This is a genomic window from Streptomyces sp. NPDC003035 (genome assembly GCF_042888285.1).
In the GTDB taxonomy this organism is placed as follows: Bacteria; Actinomycetota; Actinomycetes; order Streptomycetales; family Streptomycetaceae; genus Streptomyces.
The window spans coordinates 77,962-92,379 of the sequence record NZ_JBIAPJ010000007.1; the positions used below are offsets into that span (position 1 = coordinate 77,962).

At 71.2% G+C, this 14,418-nt stretch carries 11 protein-coding genes; 6 read left to right on the forward strand and 5 right to left on the reverse strand.

Annotation, left to right across the window (positions count from 1 at the left end; all coding sequences use genetic code 11):
• Positions 1-196 precede the first annotated feature (196 nt).
• Entirely contained in the window at positions 197-2,578 is a 2,382-nt protein-coding gene (locus tag ACFYV5_RS22815; RefSeq protein ID WP_389171276.1) for a chitinase C-terminal domain-containing protein, read from the forward strand.
• A gap of 226 nt (positions 2,579-2,804) precedes the next feature.
• Here the strand turns inward: ACFYV5_RS22815 and ACFYV5_RS22820 are convergent, their stop codons facing one another.
• Positions 2,805-3,950 carry an ROK family transcriptional regulator gene (locus ACFYV5_RS22820; RefSeq protein ID WP_389171279.1) on the reverse strand — a complete coding sequence of 382 codons (1,146 nt, stop codon included), beginning with the start codon at positions 3,948-3,950 and terminating at the stop codon, positions 2,805-2,807.
• 105 nt (positions 3,951-4,055) lie between these two features.
• Between ACFYV5_RS22820 and ACFYV5_RS22825 the strand changes: the two genes are divergently transcribed.
• The 3 genes from ACFYV5_RS22825 to ACFYV5_RS22835 all read left to right on the forward strand — a co-directional run bounded on the left by ACFYV5_RS22825 (position 4,056) and on the right by ACFYV5_RS22835 (position 7,546).
• Complete coding sequence (locus ACFYV5_RS22825; RefSeq protein ID WP_389171282.1) at positions 4,056-5,267, forward strand: MFS transporter; 1,212 nt, start codon at positions 4,056-4,058, stop codon at positions 5,265-5,267.
• A gap of 90 nt (positions 5,268-5,357) precedes the next feature.
• Positions 5,358-6,758: a uracil-xanthine permease family protein gene (locus ACFYV5_RS22830; protein WP_389171285.1), complete on the forward strand. Its 1,401-nt coding sequence runs from the start codon at positions 5,358-5,360 to the stop codon at positions 6,756-6,758.
• 74 nt (positions 6,759-6,832) lie between these two features.
• Complete coding sequence (locus ACFYV5_RS22835) at positions 6,833-7,546, forward strand: DUF5995 family protein (RefSeq protein ID WP_355111700.1); 714 nt, start codon at positions 6,833-6,835, stop codon at positions 7,544-7,546.
• 108 nt (positions 7,547-7,654) lie between these two features.
• On the opposite strand, the gene ACFYV5_RS22840 is transcribed toward ACFYV5_RS22835, so the two are convergent.
• Both ACFYV5_RS22840 and ACFYV5_RS22845 read right to left on the reverse strand, forming a co-directional pair.
• On the reverse strand, positions 7,655-9,349 hold the full coding sequence (locus ACFYV5_RS22840) for an NAD(P)/FAD-dependent oxidoreductase (protein ID WP_355111702.1): 1,695 nt from the start codon (positions 9,347-9,349) through the stop codon (positions 7,655-7,657).
• Positions 9,350-9,414: 65 nt separating this feature from the next.
• Complete coding sequence (locus ACFYV5_RS22845) at positions 9,415-10,221, reverse strand: carbon-nitrogen hydrolase family protein (RefSeq protein ID WP_355111703.1); 807 nt, start codon at positions 10,219-10,221, stop codon at positions 9,415-9,417.
• 297 nt (positions 10,222-10,518) lie between these two features.
• On the opposite strand from ACFYV5_RS22845, the gene ACFYV5_RS22850 reads away from it, so the two are divergent.
• A complete protein-coding gene (locus ACFYV5_RS22850) occupies positions 10,519-11,064 on the forward strand; it encodes a Repetin (protein WP_355111704.1) in 546 nt (181 codons plus the stop codon).
• A 14-nt stretch (positions 11,065-11,078) separates the two neighbouring features.
• On the opposite strand, the gene ACFYV5_RS22855 is transcribed toward ACFYV5_RS22850, so the two are convergent.
• Both ACFYV5_RS22855 and ACFYV5_RS22860 read right to left on the reverse strand, forming a co-directional pair.
• Complete coding sequence (locus tag ACFYV5_RS22855; protein WP_015032260.1) at positions 11,079-11,534, reverse strand: Lrp/AsnC family transcriptional regulator; 456 nt, start codon at positions 11,532-11,534, stop codon at positions 11,079-11,081.
• Positions 11,535-11,544: 10 nt separating this feature from the next.
• Positions 11,545-13,026 (reverse strand): amino acid permease, encoded by a 1,482-nt coding sequence (locus ACFYV5_RS22860; protein ID WP_389171291.1) that lies wholly within the window; start codon positions 13,024-13,026, stop codon positions 11,545-11,547.
• Positions 13,027-13,327: 301 nt separating this feature from the next.
• Between ACFYV5_RS22860 and ACFYV5_RS22865 the strand changes: the two genes are divergently transcribed.
• Positions 13,328-14,365, forward strand: coding sequence for a GDSL-type esterase/lipase family protein (locus ACFYV5_RS22865; protein ID WP_389171294.1), 1,038 nt, complete (start codon positions 13,328-13,330; stop codon positions 14,363-14,365).
• The last annotated feature ends 53 nt before the right edge of the window (positions 14,366-14,418 follow it).

The window sequence follows — 14,418 nt, forward strand, 5'->3', positions numbered from 1 at the left end:
AAGACCTGTGGGCTGGCTCACAAGCACACCGACCTCCCGAGATGGTCCAGACCTATTGACGCACTGGTCTAGTCCTCTTAATCTCCGTGTCACCTCCGAGGTACGGCCCGTCGGCGTGCGCACTCCACGGGCCCAACACGACCCACCCCTTTGTTCGTTGTGTTCGGCCCGACCTCTTCCCAGGAGGAACCCGATCGTGTTGTCCCCCACCAAGACGAGAGCCTCGCTGCTCGCGTCCGGCGCGGCCGTCGCCGGGCTGCTGATCAGCTCCCTCTCCGGCGGCGTCTCGCATGCCGCCGACAACGAGGGCTGTCGCCCGGACGGGCTGTACAAGACGCCCGGCGTCGACGTCCCGTACTGCTCGGTCTACGACACCGAGGGCCGCGAGAAGATGGGCGCGGACCACCAGCGCCGGGTCATCGGCTACTTCACCGGCTGGCGCACCGGCAAGAACGGCGAGCCCGCCTACCTCGCCAACAACATCCCGTGGGACAAGATCACCCACATCAACTACGCCTTCGGACACATCGGTTCCGACAACAAGCTGTCGGTGGGCACGGACGGCCCGAACAACGCGGCCACCGGGATGACCTGGCCCGGTGTCGCGGGCGCCGAGATGGATCCGGCGTACGCCTACAAGGGCCACTTCAACCTGCTCAACAAGTTCAAGAAGCAGCACCCGGACGTCAAGACGCTGATCTCGGTCGGTGGCTGGGCCGAGACCGGCGGCTACTTCGACGACAACGGAAACCGCGTGAACTCCGGCGGCTTCTACTCGATGGCCACCAACGCCGACGGGTCGGTCAACCAGGCCGGGATCGACACGTTCGCGGACTCGGCCGTCGCCTTCATCAAGAAGTACGGCTTCAACGGCGTCGACATCGACTACGAGTACCCGACGACGATGAAGGACGCGGGCAACCCGCTCGACTGGCAGCTCTCCAACGCCCGCCGCGCGGGTCTGGTCAAGGGCTACGACGCGCTGATGAAGTCGCTGCGCGAGAAGCTCGACCGGGCCGGCGCCGCCGACGGCAGGCACTACCTGCTGACCGTCGCCGCGCCCTCCTCCGGCTATCTGCTGCGCGGCATGGAGACGTACCAGAGCCAGAAGTACCTGGACTACGTCAACATCATGTCCTACGACCTGCACGGCGCCTGGAATGAGTACGTCGGCCCCAACGCCTCGCTCTTCGACGACGGCAAGGACGCCGAGCTGGCCGCCGCGAACGTCTACGGCTCCTCGCAGTACGGCGGCATCGGTTACCTCAACACCGACTGGGCGTACCACTACTTCCGCGGCTCCATGCCGGCCGGCCGGATCAACATCGGCCTGCCGTACTACACCCGCGGCCACAAGAACGTGCAGGGCGGCACGGACGGCCTGTGGGGCAAGGCGGCGGCGACCACCTGCCCGGCCGGCGCGGGCCTGACCAAGTGCGGTGACGGTGCCGTCGGCATCGACAACCTGTGGCACGACAAGGACACCAACGGCGTCGAGTCCCCGGCCGGCTCCAATCCGATGTGGCACGCCAAGAACCTGGAGAAGGGGATCGTCGGCGACTACGTCACGCGGTACGGCTTCCCGGCGGGCACCACGCTGACCGGCACCTACACCCGCAAGTACGACTCGACGCTGGTCGCGCCGTGGCTGTGGAACGCGCAGAAGAAGGTCTTCCTGTCGACGGAGGACGAGCAGTCGGTGGCCGCGAAGGCCGACTACGTCGTCAGCAAGGGCATCGGCGGCACGATGGTCTGGGAGATGGCCGGCGACTACGCCTGGAACGCGGGCAAGGGCCAGTACGAGATGGGCTCCACGCTCACCTCGCTGATGTACGACAAGTTCAAGGCGGCCACCCCCTACGGCGCCAAGAAGTCGAACGCGACGCTGCCGACGAAGGCCGTGAACGTCGGCGTCGAGTTCACCGACTTCAAGCTGGGCGACTCGAACTACCCGATCACCCCCAAGATCAGGATCACCAACAACACGAAGACCACGCTGCCCGGTGGCACGGAGTTCCAGTTCGACTACGCGACGGCGGCGCCGGGCAACGCCTCGGACCAGTCCGGCTTCGGTACGAAGGTGATCAGCAGCGACCACACCGGCAGCAACGTGGGCGGCCTGAAGGGCGACTTCCACCGGGTGTCGCTGAAGCTCCCGGCCTGGCAGTCGCTGGCCCCGGGCGCGACGGTGGACCTGGCCTTCAACTACTACCTGCCGGTCTCCACGCCGTCGAACTGGACGGTGAACATCAGCGGGACGACGTACGCGCTCGCCGGTGACCTGGCGCGCGGGACGACGGTGGTGGAGCCGGGCGGCTCGACCCCGACCCCGACGCCGACGCCGACCCCGACGCCCACGCCGACCGGCCCGACGCCGACGCCGACGGGTCCGACCCCGACGCCGACCAACCCGGGCGGCACCTGCGCCGCCCCGGCGTACGTGGCCGGCACGATCTACAACGCGGGCACCGAGGTCTCCCACAAGGGCCGCACGTGGAAGGCCCAGTGGTGGACCCAGCACGAGGAGCCGGGCACGACCGGTCAGTGGGGCGTCTGGAAGGACCTCGGCGCCTGCTGACGCTCTGACCTCCGCAGAACGCCCGGCGGCGGTTCTCACGGCCCTTGCCGCCGCCGGGTCCTCCCCCGTCTTCGCCGCGGCCCGCGTTGTGCGGGCCGCGGCGAAGTCGTTCACGCGGGAGACGGGTCGGGCGGACTCGGTGGGCTCGGTGGGGAGGCCGGCCTCGCCCGCCTCGTCCGTACGGCGGCGCGGGCCCCGGCCCCTGCGGTCAGGAAGCGCCCCGCTGTCAGCGGCCGCCGTGCTCCGGCGGACCGAAGAGTTCGTCCTGCGCCGCGTTGCGGGCGGACAGGAGCGCGCCGCGGAGGACCGCCGCGTCGCCGAGACAGGTCGCGCGGACCTCGGTGCGCAGGGGCGAGAGCGCCGCGAGTTCGGCCTCGACCCGGGCGGCGAGCTCCCGGCCGCCGCGGTGGCCGGTCTCGCCCCCGAGGACCAGGCAGCCCGGGTCCAGGACCGAGGCCACGGCCGCGGCGCCGACGGCGAGGCGCCGGGCGAGGGCGTCCAGGAACGGACCGTGCCCCGAGGTGAGCGCACCGGCCGGGTCCAGGCCGTGCTCGACGGCGAGGGCCTCGACCGCGGCCGCGCAGGCCAGCTCGTGGAAGCCGCCCTCGCAGCCGGTCGCCGAGGGCAGCCCGGAGGTGCCGGGCACCGGCAGGAAGCCGAGCTCGCCCGCGCCCCCGGAGGCGCCGCGGCGCAGCCTGCCGTCCAGGACGACGGCCGCGCCGACCCCCTGCCCGAGCCAGAGCAGGACGAAGGTGCCCCGGTCACGGGCCGCCCCCGCGCGCTGTTCCGCCACCGCCGCCAGATTGGTCTCGTTCTCGACGAGCACGGTCGCGGGCAGCCGCTCCTGGAGGACGTCGATCAGCCGCCGGTGCCACTCGGGCAGCCCCGTCGTGTCCCGCAGCGCGCCCGTGGCCGGGTCGATCAGTCCGGGTGCGCCGACGGCGACGCTGTGCAGCCGCTCCACCCCGGCCGACTTCGCGGTCCGCTCCAGGAGGGCGACGGCCTTCTCGACGGCCGGTCCGGTCCCGTCCTCCCCGCCGATCGGGGCCGAGGCCTCGGCGAGCGTGGTGCCGAGCAGGTCGGCGACGGTGAGCGACACCGACGTGGTCCGCACGTCGAGGGCGGCGAGGTGCGCGCGGTCCGCGACGATCCCGTACAGCTTGGCGTTGGGCCCGCGCCGCTCCGCGCCGGACTCCCCCACGACCCGGACGAGTCCCGAGCCCTGGAGCCGTTCGACGAGGTCGGCGACGGTCGGCCGGGAGAGGCCGGTCAGCGTCTTCAGCTGCGTCGCCGTCAACGGCCCTTCGTCCTGGAGCAGTCGCAGGGCGAGCCGGTCGTTGATGGCCCGGGCGGTGCTCGGGGATGCGGGCATGCCGGGATCCTCTCAGACTCTCGTGGGGCGGGTCCCTGGCGCCGATCTATTTATCAGGCAGGGTTCCTGATAGTTTACGCGCTGACCACCGACGAGGGAGGGCACATGGCGGGCGAGACCGTCTTCAGTACCGATCGGCTGCGGCGGGCCCGATTCGCCGTCGCCGCCGTCTTCTGCGTCCACGGCGCGGTCACCGGCAGCTTCGCCACCCGCATCCCGTGGATCCAGGACCACGCCGGCGTCAGCGCCGGCCAGCTGGGGCTCGCCCTCGCCTTCCCCGCCATCGGCGCCTCGCTGGCGATGCCCCTGGCCGGCGCGATCAGCCACCGCTTCGGCGCCCGCACCGCGCTGCGCGGCCTGCTCGCCCTCTGGACGATGGCCCTGATCCTGCCCTCCCTCGCCCCGAACATCTACGGGCTCTGCGCGGCCCTCCTCGTCTTTGGCGCCACCGCCGGCATGTCCGACGTGGCGATGAACGCCCTCGGCGTCGAGGTCGAGAACCGCCTCGGCAAGTCGATCATGTCCAGCCTGCACGGCATGTGGAGCGTGGGCGCGCTCATCGGCTCCGCCGCCGGCACCGTCGCCGCCCACCTCGGCGGGGACGCCCGCCTCCACCACCTCATCGCCGCCCTCGTCCTGACGGCGCTCGGCCTCGCCTTCTGCCAGGGCGTGCTCGATCTGCAGAGCGCCCCCGACGAGGAGCCGCCGCCGCGCTTCTCGCTGCCGCCGAAGTCGGCGCTGGTCATCGGCGCCATCGGCTTCTGCGGCGTGTTCGCCGAGGGGGCCAGCCTGGACTGGTCGGCGGTCTACCTGCGGGACGAGCTCGGCTCGTCGGCCGGGGTCGCGGCGGCCTCCACCACCGCCTTCGCCCTGACCATGGCCGTCGCGCGGCTGGTCGGCGACCGCGTGGTGGACCGGTTCGGTGCCGTACGGACGGTACGCGTCGGCGGCGTCGCGGCGACCGTCGGCGGGCTGCTCGTGGTGCTCGCCCCGCACGCCGCCGTCGCCATGGCCGGATTCGGCCTGATGGGACTCGGGGTCGCCGTCGTCGTCCCGCTCGCCTTCGCCGCCGCCGGCCGCAGCGGCCCCAACCCCAGCCAGGCCATCGCGGGCGTCGCCACCATCACGTACACCTCGGGGCTGATCGCCCCGTCCGCCATCGGCGGCATCGCCGACGTGACCTCGCTCATGTTCTCCTTCGGTCTGGTCACCCTCCTGGCCTTCGGCCTGGTGCTCGGAGCGGGCGTGCTGCGCTCCGGCGGCCGGTCCACGGCGAAGGCCCCGGCCGCGAGCGACACCGTGCCGGAACCCCGGTGACCAGCGCCGCATTACCATGTGGCTGATCTTTTTCGGCTGATGCTTCGCGCGGCGAACCGGCCACCGGAACCGGAGAACGGGAGCGACCCCATGGACCTCGGCGTGCGCTGGACCCTGCACGGCGACGGACGGACACCCGCTCCAGGAGCCGTCGTCCGCCCGGACGAGCGGCTCTCCTGGCCCCGTACGGCCGGCCTCGGCGCCCAGCACGTGGTGGCGATGTTCGGCGCCTCCTTCGTGGCGCCCGTGCTCATGGGTCTCGACCCGAATCTCGCGATCATGATGTCCGGCGTCGCGACGGTGATCTTCCTGCTCGCGACGCGGGGCACGGTTCCCAGCTATCTCGGCTGCTCGCTCTCCTTCGTCGGGGTCGCCGCGGCCATCCGGGCCTCCGGCGGCACCAGCGCGACCGTCACCGGCGCGGTGCTGGTCGTCGGCGCGGTGCTGTTCCTGGCGGGTCTGGCGGTACGGAAGTTCGGCGCCCGGATCATCCACGCGGCGATGCCGCCGATCGTCACCGGCGCCGTCGTCATGCTGATCGGCTTCAACCTCGCCCCGGTCACGGCCGCCACCTACTGGCCGCAGGACCAGTGGACGGCTCTGCTGGTCATGCTGTTCACCGGTCTGGCCGTGGTCTGTCTGCGCGGTTTCTGGTCGCGCATCGCGATCTTCCTCGGCCTGATCTTCGGTTACGGCATCTCCTGGGTCTTCGACCTGGTCTTCGGCCGGATCCACTCGATGGCCCCGAACGGCCAGGTCACCGACCACTGGCGTCTCGACCTCTCGGGCGTCTCCCGGGCCGACTGGATCGGCCTGCCGTCCTTCCACGGCCCCAGCTTCGAGTGGTCGGCGATCCTCGTCGCACTGCCCGTCGTGATCGCCCTGATCGCCGAGAACGCCGGACACGTCAAGGCCGTCGGCGAGATGACCGGCGACCCGCTGGACGACAAGCTCGGCACCGCGATCGCGGCCGACGGCGCCGCCTCGATGCTGTCCACCGCCGTGGGCGGCCCGCCGAACACCACGTACTCCGAGAACATCGGCGTCATGGCCGCCACCCGCGTCTACTCCACCGCCGCCTACTGGGCCGCGGCCGGCTTCGCGCTGCTCTTCGGCCTCTGCCCCAAGTTCGGGGCGGTCGTCGCCGCGATCCCGGGTGGGGTGCTCGGCGGCATCACGGTGATCCTGTACGGCATGATCGGCCTCCTCGGCGCCCAGATCTGGATCAACGCCAAGGTCGACCTGCGCAACCCGCTCAACCTGGTGCCGGCCGCGGCGGGCATCATCATCGGCGTCGGCGGCGTGAAGCTGACCTTCACCGACACCTTCGAGCTGGGCGGGATCGCGCTGGGCACGCTCGTCGTGATCACCGGCTACCACGTGCTGCGGGCCTTCGCCCCGGCCCACATGAAGCAGCAGGAGCCCCTGCTGGACTCCGGGACCAGCTCGTACGAAGACAGCACGGCGGAGGAGTCCGCCACCAAGTCGTAGGGGTATTCGCCCGTTCTGGGGAAGCCGGGCCCGGACGGTTCCCTCCCGGGCCCGGCTGCTGAAACGCTGCCCTCATGGCGCAGACCCAGCAGATCGGCACCCGGCAGATCGGTCAGTTCACCGCGATCGACCCCGTGGTGGAGCGGATGCGTGGCATTCGCTCGGCCTGGCATCCGACCGACGGCGTCGCCGTCTTCAACCGTGTCTATCTGACCGTGACCGAGGAGATCGGCCACGCCATCGAGGCGGGGACCTTCGCCGACCGGCGGGCCGCCGCGACCCTCGACGTCCGCTTCGCCGAGCGCTATCTCTCGGTGGTCGACGCCGTCGCCACGGGCGCCCCCGCCCCGGCCTGCTGGCGGCCGCTCTTCACGTACCGGCGCCATCCCGGCGTACGGCCGCTGCAGTTCGCGCTCGCCGGGATCAACGCGCACATCGGCCACGACCTGGCTCTCGCCGTGGTCGACACCTGCCGGGCGCTGGAGTGCGCGCCACAGGACCTGGAGGACGAGTTCGACCGTGTCGGCGACATCCTCGTCCTGCTGGAGGAGCGCATCCGCGAGGAAGTGATGCCGGGCCCGGACCTGCTGGAGATCACGGATCCGCTGACGCATCTGCTGGGCTGCTGGAGCCTGGAACGGGCCCGCGACGGGGCCTGGCTCGCCGCCCGCTCGCTCTGGCAGCTGCGGGAGCTGCCCGACCTGGCCGAGGAGTTCTGTGAACGCCTCGACCGGTCGGTGGGTCTGGTGGGGCGGATGCTGCTGACGCCGCTCGCACGGCGCGGCTGACCGCTCTCGCGGCCGCTCGCACACCGGTACTGTCCGCCCCACTCCCCCAACGCGACCGGCCCCCGGGAAGTTCCGCGGGGGCCGATCTGTGGAGGGGTGTGAGGAAGGTCAGTCCTCCGGGAGCTCCACCGGGGCGATCTCGTCGTACACGTCGCCCGGGCCCGGGTTGGTGGCGTCGGTCGAGCCGCCGAAGTGGTGCATCACGCCCCACACGGCGTTCAGCGCGGTCTGCACGGCGCCCTCGGCCCAGCCGGCCGTCCAGGAGATGTCGTCGCCCGCGAGGAAGATGCCCCGCTTGTCCTCCGGCAGCCGGTCCTGCATGAAGTGGGTGAAGAGGCGGCGCTGGTAGCGGTAGTGGCCCGGCAGGTTCGCCTTGAAGGCGCCCATGAAGTAGGGCTCGTTCTCCCACGACACGGTCACCGGGTTGCCGATGATGTGCTTGCGGATGTCGACCTTCGGGTAGATCTCGCCGAGCGACTTCAGCATGACCTCCATCCGCTCGTTGGCGGACAGCGGCAGCCACTTCAGGCTGTCGTCGCACCAGGTGTACGAGAGGCAGATGACGGCCGGCTTGTCCGGACCGTCGTCCAGGAGGTAGGTGCCGCGGGTCATCCGGTCGGTCAGCGTCATCGACATGACGTCCCGGCCGGTCTCCTCGTCCTTGTCCAGCCAGAACGGCCTGTCGACCGGCACGAAGAGCTTGGAGGACTCCATGTAGTGGGTGCGCTCGATCGCCGTCCAGTGGTCGATCGGGAAGAGCGAGTCGTCGCAGGCGATCTTGGAGAGCAGCATCCAGGACTGGGCGGTGAAGATCGCCGCCTGGTACGTACGGATGTCGCCGGAGGCGTCCGTGACGGTGATCCGGTTGCCGGCGGTGCGGTTGAGGCGGGTCACCGCGGGCTTCGGCTCGCCGCCGTGGAGCGAGGACAGCGAGGTGCCCTGCGCCCAGTGCACGATCTTCTCCGGCTCGCGCTCCCACAGCCGCAGCGGCAGCTGCTGCGAGCCGCCGACGATGCCGCGGTGGTGGTCGTCGGCCTCGGTGTAGACGACGCGCAGGATCTCCAGGATGGAGTTGGGGAAGTCGGTGTCCCAGCCGCCGGTGCCGAAGCCGACCTGACCGAAGATCTCGCGGTGCCGGAAGGACTTGAAGGACTCCGACTCGCACAGGAAGCCGTAGAAGGTCTGGTTGTCGAGCTTCTCGACGAGCTTGGCCCAGATCTCGCGGATGCGCGGGACGTCCCGCTCGCGCATGGCCTGGTTCATGTCGGAGAAGTCGGCGCCCTCCTCCAGACAGGCGTTCCACGCGGCGGCGACGTCACGGTAGACCTGGGGCAGGTCGTCGACGGTCTCGGCGTAGTGCGACTCGCCCTTGAGGTCGACGACGGTCGACGGGGTCGACTCGGCGAGTGGGTTCGGGAAGGCCTGCGTCTCCAGGCCCACCAGGTCGATGTAGTGCTGGAACGCGGTGGAGGAGGGCGGGAAGCGCATGGCGCCCATCTCCGCCGTCAGGCCCTCGGTGCCGGTGCCCTCGAAGCCGACGGTGCGCAGTCGGCCGCCGATCTGGTCGGCCTCGTAGACGACGGGCTTGAGGCCCATCTTCATCAGCTCGTAGGCGGCGATGATGCCGGAGAGCCCGCCGCCGATGACGGCGACCTCGGTGCCGTGCTCGGTCGCGGGTATCTGGCCGAGCCCGGCCGGGTGGGCCAGGAAGTCGTCGTAGGCGTACGGGAAGTCCGGACCGAACATGGTGATCGGCGGCTGCGCGTCGGTGTGCTGGACGGCGGTGGGCACCGTGGACGTCATGGGGTACGGACTCCTTGCACGGGTGAAGACTGGGGAGGGAAGGCGGGGAGGGGCCGGCTGCCGGCTCAGACGAGGGAGCCGTAGAGGCCGGGGCGGCGGTCGCGCAGGTACGGGTTGTTCTCGCGGGAGGCCGCCAGGAAGGCGGGGTCGACCTCGCCGAAGACGAGGTCCTCGCCGCGGCCGGCGCGGGCGCGCGGAGTGCCGTCGGGGCCGGCCAGCGTGGAGAGGCCGACGAACTCGAACTCGCCCTCCGGCCCGGTCCGGTTCACATACGCCACGTACATCTGGTTCTCGAAGGCGCGGACCGGGATCACGGACTCGGCGACGAACTGGAAGGGGTGCATCTGCGCGGTCGGCACGACGAGGAGGTCGGTGCCGGCCAGGGCGTGCGAGCGGACGTTCTCCGGGAACTCGACGTCGTAGCAGATCATCATGCCGAGCCGGACCCCGTCGAGCTCCGCCTGGACGACCGTCTCCTCGCCGGGGGTGAACCACTTCTGCTCGAAGCAGCCGAAGAGATGGGTCTTGCGGTAGTTCGCGAGCCGCGTGCCGTCGGCGCCGATCAGCTGGGCGGAGTTGTACAGGACCCCGTGCCGCTCGGTGTCCCGCTCCGGGTAACCGTAGGCGATCGCCAGGCCGTGGCGTACGGCGAGGGCGGCGACGGCCTGCGCGGAGGCGCCGTCGGCGGGCTCGGCGAGCCGGGGGACGTCCGCGCCGATCGCGTACCCGGTGAGGAAGAGCTCGGGGGCGATCAGGAGCCCGGCGCCGGTGGCCGCGGCACGGCCGGCGGCCTCGTCGAGGACGGCGAGATTGGCGGCCACGTCACCGGGCTGTCCGGAACTCTGGAGCAGGGCGGTGCGCAGCGGCGGCATCGGCAGGGTCCTTGTCGGTGCGGGAGGGCGGGGAGGGGTGTCGGAGTGACGTCAAAACGGTACGGTTCCGGGCGCGATCGGGACAAGGCGCGACCGTTGCGGACCGACCGTCGAACCGTTGCGCGCTCTGCCGGGCCGACGGCGATTCGTTGCGCGTCTCTCCTGCTGGGGTCGCAGACCTCCCCCGCCGTGCGGCGGAGACACGAACCGTCCTCTGGCGCGACGCCCGGGGGCGGGCCGGGCGGAAGAGTGGTGGTCGTCCGGAGGACACCGGGCCGACCTGCCGAAAGGACCGACATGAACCGTCGTACGAGGATCACCGCCCTGGCCGCCGCCGTGCTGATCTCAGCCGGGGCCGGAGGCTCCGCGGTCGCCTCCGGGGACGGCGCGGGCGGCAGCCGCGAGGCGGCCGCTCTGACCGGGACCGCGAAGCTCTACCGGCCGGCCGGTGACGACATCACGTTCACCTTCGACGCGCATCTGGCGGCGAAGGACAACAAGGACCCGCGGGCGGCGACGGGCACGTTCCGGTTCAGCCACTACAAGGGCGACTGGGGCGGGTACGCGGTGGTCAAGGTCGACTGCCTGGCCACGGGCGGCAAGGTGGCCGTGGTGACGGGCGTGGTCACGGAGACCGATGTGAAGGAGTTCCGGGACCGGCGCGTCGGGGTCTCGGTGCACGACATGGGCAAGCACGACCGTCTGGGCTACAGCTGGCTGACCCAGGACCCGGAGAAGGACGACGTCCTTCCCTGCCACAGCGCACCGCCCTTCGAGAAGACGAAGGCGGGCACGGGCGACTTCACGGTGCTGCCCTGGCAGTTCGACTACCCGACGGAGTAGACCCGCTCAAACCCTTACGCGGGCGAGCCGGAGGAGAAGCGCCGCAGCAGCGGTGAGAGCACCAGGACCGACTTGGTGCGTTCCACGAACGGCTCGCCCGCGATCCGCTCCAGGACGCGCTCGAAATGGCGCATGTCGGAGGCGAAGACCTGGACGACGGCGTCCGCGTCGCCGGTGACGGTCGACGCGGACACCACCTCGGGGTAGCGCTCCAGGCCCCGCCGGATGTCGTCCGGCGAGGTGTTGTGGCGACAGTAGATCTCGACGAACCCCTCGGTCTCCCAGCCGAGCGCCGCCGGGTCCACCCGTACGGTGAATCCGGTGATGGCGCCCTCGGCCCGGAGCCGGTCCACGCGCCGCTTGACGGCGGGCGCGGACAGACCGACGAGCGAGCCGATGTCGGCGTACGAGCGGCGGGCGTCCTCCGCGAGGGCGTGGACGATGCGTTCGTCGAGGTCGTTGAGTCGCACTACGGGTGGATCACTTCTCTGCGTCGGTGGCCACCACATCCGTGGCCAGGCGGGAGCGGCGCATGCCGTACAGGAAGTAGAACACGAGGCCCGCGGCCATCCAGCACCCGAAGACCACCCAGGTGATCGAGTCGAGGCTGAACATGTTGTACACGCAGAACAGGAAGCCCAGGATCGGGAAGGTCCAGCCCAGCGGCACGCGGAACGTGCGGTCCATGGTCGGGCGGGTGCGGCGCAGCACGATGACCGCGATGTTGACCAGGGCGAAGGCGAACAGGGTGCCGATGCTGGTGGCGTCGACGAGCTTGCCCAGCGGGATGACGGAGGCGAGGACGCCGCAGAACAGCGACACGATGACCGTGTTCACGCGCGGGGTGCCGGTCTTGCCGCTGACCTTGCCGAAGACCTTGGGGACGAGACCGTCGCGGGACATCGCGAAGAGCACGCGCGTCTGGCCGTAGAGGACGGTCAGCACGACGCTGGCGATCGAGATGACGGCGCCCGCGGCGAGCAGCGTGCCCCAGAAGGCCTGGCCGCTGACGTCGTTCATGATCGCGGCGAGAGAGGCCTCGGAGCCCTCGAAGTCCTTCCAGTTCCACGCGCCGACGGCGACGGCCGCCACCAGGACGTAGAGGACGGTGACGATGAGGAGCGACAGCATGATCGCGCGGGGAAGGTCGCGCTTCGGGTCCTTCGCCTCCTCACCGGCGGTGGAGGCGGCGTCGAAGCCGATGTACGAGAAGAAGAGGCTCGCTCCGGCGGCGCTGACGCCCGCCATGCCGAGCGGCATGAAGTCGGCGTAGTTGCCGGACTTGAAGCCCATGAAGCCGATGGCGCAGAACAGCACCAGGGCGGCGATCTTCACGAACACCATGACGGTGTTGACGAGAGCGGACTCGCGGGCGCCGCCGAGGAGGAAGAGCATCGCGAGGAGGACGACGATCAGACCCGGCAGGTTGATGATGCCGCCCTCGCCGGGGGCGGAGGAGAGCACGTCGGGGATGGTGACGCCGATCGTGCCGTCGAGCAGCTCGTTGAGGTACTCGCCCCAGCCGACCGCCACGGCGGCGACGGAGACGCCGTACTCCAGGACCAGGCACCAGCCGCAGACCCAGGCGACCAGTTCACCCATCGTTGCGTACGCATACGAGTAGGAGGAGCCGGCCACCGGTATCGAGCCCGCCAGCTCGGCGTACGAGAGGGCGGAGAAGAGGGCCGTGAGACCGGCGATGACGAAGGCCACCGTGACCGCGGGGCCGGCCTTCGGAACGGCGTCGCCGAGGACGACGAAGATGCCGGTGCCGAGCGTGGCACCGATGCTGATCATGGTCAGCTGCCACATCGAGAGGGAGCGGCGAAGGCTTCCGCCCTCACCCTGCCCACCCTCGGCGACCAGGCGTTCTACCGGCTTGCGCCGAGTGAGGGCGGAGAGCGGGGACGTCTTGGGGACGGTCGGCTCGGTGGCCGGCGGGGCTGTGCCTTGATCCAGCACTGCGGGGGCTCCTTGATCGCTGCCTGTCGGGACGCGACGACCGCGGCGGCACGCGAGCAGGGGGAAGGAAACCCGCGAGGGATGGGGGACCGCCGAGCAGGCGGTCGCCGCCACTCCTGGTACGAGGCATGAGCCTAAGCCTTCACGCTTCGCGGACGTAATGCAGGGTTGTTGCGCACCTGCGGGTGATCATTGCGCACTTGCGGCACAGAAAGGGGAAACATTGCGCCTCCCCGCATGAATCGACACATCAGGGGTGTGACCAGGGTGTGAACCGCCTCCGGCGTGGCATGCACTTCTCATGCCGGACAACCCACTCCGCGAGCCCCCCGCGCCCCCAGCGCCCCTCCGACCGGAGGAGGTGGAGGCGGGCTGGCTCGGCCCGGAACCCTTCCTGCGCGGTACGGCGTGGCTCGACCGGGGGCGCGCCGTGCGCGCCGACCCCGACGACCTCGCCCGGCTGCCCTGGGACACCGTCGAGCGGGCCGCCCTGCCCATCGGGGTACGGGTGGAGTTCACGGCCGCGCCGGGCACCCGGTCGGTCGAGCTGCGCTACCGGACGGCCTCGCCGGGGCCCCTGCCGCACTGCTTCGCGCTGTGGCGGGGCACGCGATGCCTCGGCGAGGTCGTGACGGATCCGGCCGAGGAGGCGACGGTCGCCCTCCCGCTCCCGACGGGCGGTGGGGTGTTCAGCGTTCATCCGCCCGAGGACCGGGCGCCGGTGGTCCTCGGCCTGCGCGCGGTCGGCGGCTCGCTGGCGCCGGCGCCCCGGCGGCGGCGCTGGCTGGTGCACGGCGACTCGATCACCGAGGGCTGGTGGTCGACCCGGCCGGCCCTCTCCTGGCCGGCGACGGCGGGACGGACGCTCGGCCTGGACACGGTCAACCTGGGTTACGCGGGCGGCGCGCGAGGGGAACTCCCGCTCGCCGAGCAGCTCGCACGCCTCCCGGGGGAGGTCGTCACCCTCGCCTTCGGCACCAACTGCTGGTCCGCGGCGCCCTGTTCGGCCGGCTGGCTGTACGAGACGGTCCGCGCCTACGTCGGTCTCGTGCGCCGCGGCCACCCCGACGCCCCGCTGCTGATCCTCTCCCCCGTGCTGCGCCCGGAGGCCGAGACCACACCCAACGCCCTGGGCGCCACTCTGGAGGACCTGCGCGCGGCCATGGAGCACGCGGGCCGGGACCTGGCCGCGGAGGGCGACGAACGGCTTCTGGTGCTCTCCGGCCGGCCCCTGCTCGGCCCCGAGCACCTGGCGGACGGCCTGCACCCCGACGACGCGGGCCACGCCCGCATCGCGGCGGCGGTCGCGGACGCGCTGCGGCCGCACGTACGGGCGTGAGCGCCGCGGGTACGCGGAAGGGCCCCCGCGAGAGACTCGCGGGGGCCCTTCCC

Coding starts and splice junctions, on each gene's coding strand:
- ACFYV5_RS22820 (WP_389171279.1), bottom strand. CDS start 3,950: ATGCCCGCATCCCCGAGCACCGCCCGGGCCATCAACGACCGGCTCGCC.
- ACFYV5_RS22825 (WP_389171282.1), top strand. CDS start 4,056: ATGGCGGGCGAGACCGTCTTCAGTACCGATCGGCTGCGGCGGGCCCGA.
- ACFYV5_RS22830 (WP_389171285.1), top strand. CDS start 5,358: ATGGACCTCGGCGTGCGCTGGACCCTGCACGGCGACGGACGGACACCC.
- ACFYV5_RS22835 (WP_355111700.1), top strand. CDS start 6,833: ATGGCGCAGACCCAGCAGATCGGCACCCGGCAGATCGGTCAGTTCACC.
- ACFYV5_RS22840 (WP_355111702.1), bottom strand. CDS start 9,349: ATGACGTCCACGGTGCCCACCGCCGTCCAGCACACCGACGCGCAGCCG.
- ACFYV5_RS22845 (WP_355111703.1), bottom strand. CDS start 10,221: ATGCCGCCGCTGCGCACCGCCCTGCTCCAGAGTTCCGGACAGCCCGGT.
- ACFYV5_RS22850 (WP_355111704.1), top strand. CDS start 10,519: ATGAACCGTCGTACGAGGATCACCGCCCTGGCCGCCGCCGTGCTGATC.
- ACFYV5_RS22865 (WP_389171294.1), top strand. CDS start 13,328: ATGCCGGACAACCCACTCCGCGAGCCCCCCGCGCCCCCAGCGCCCCTC.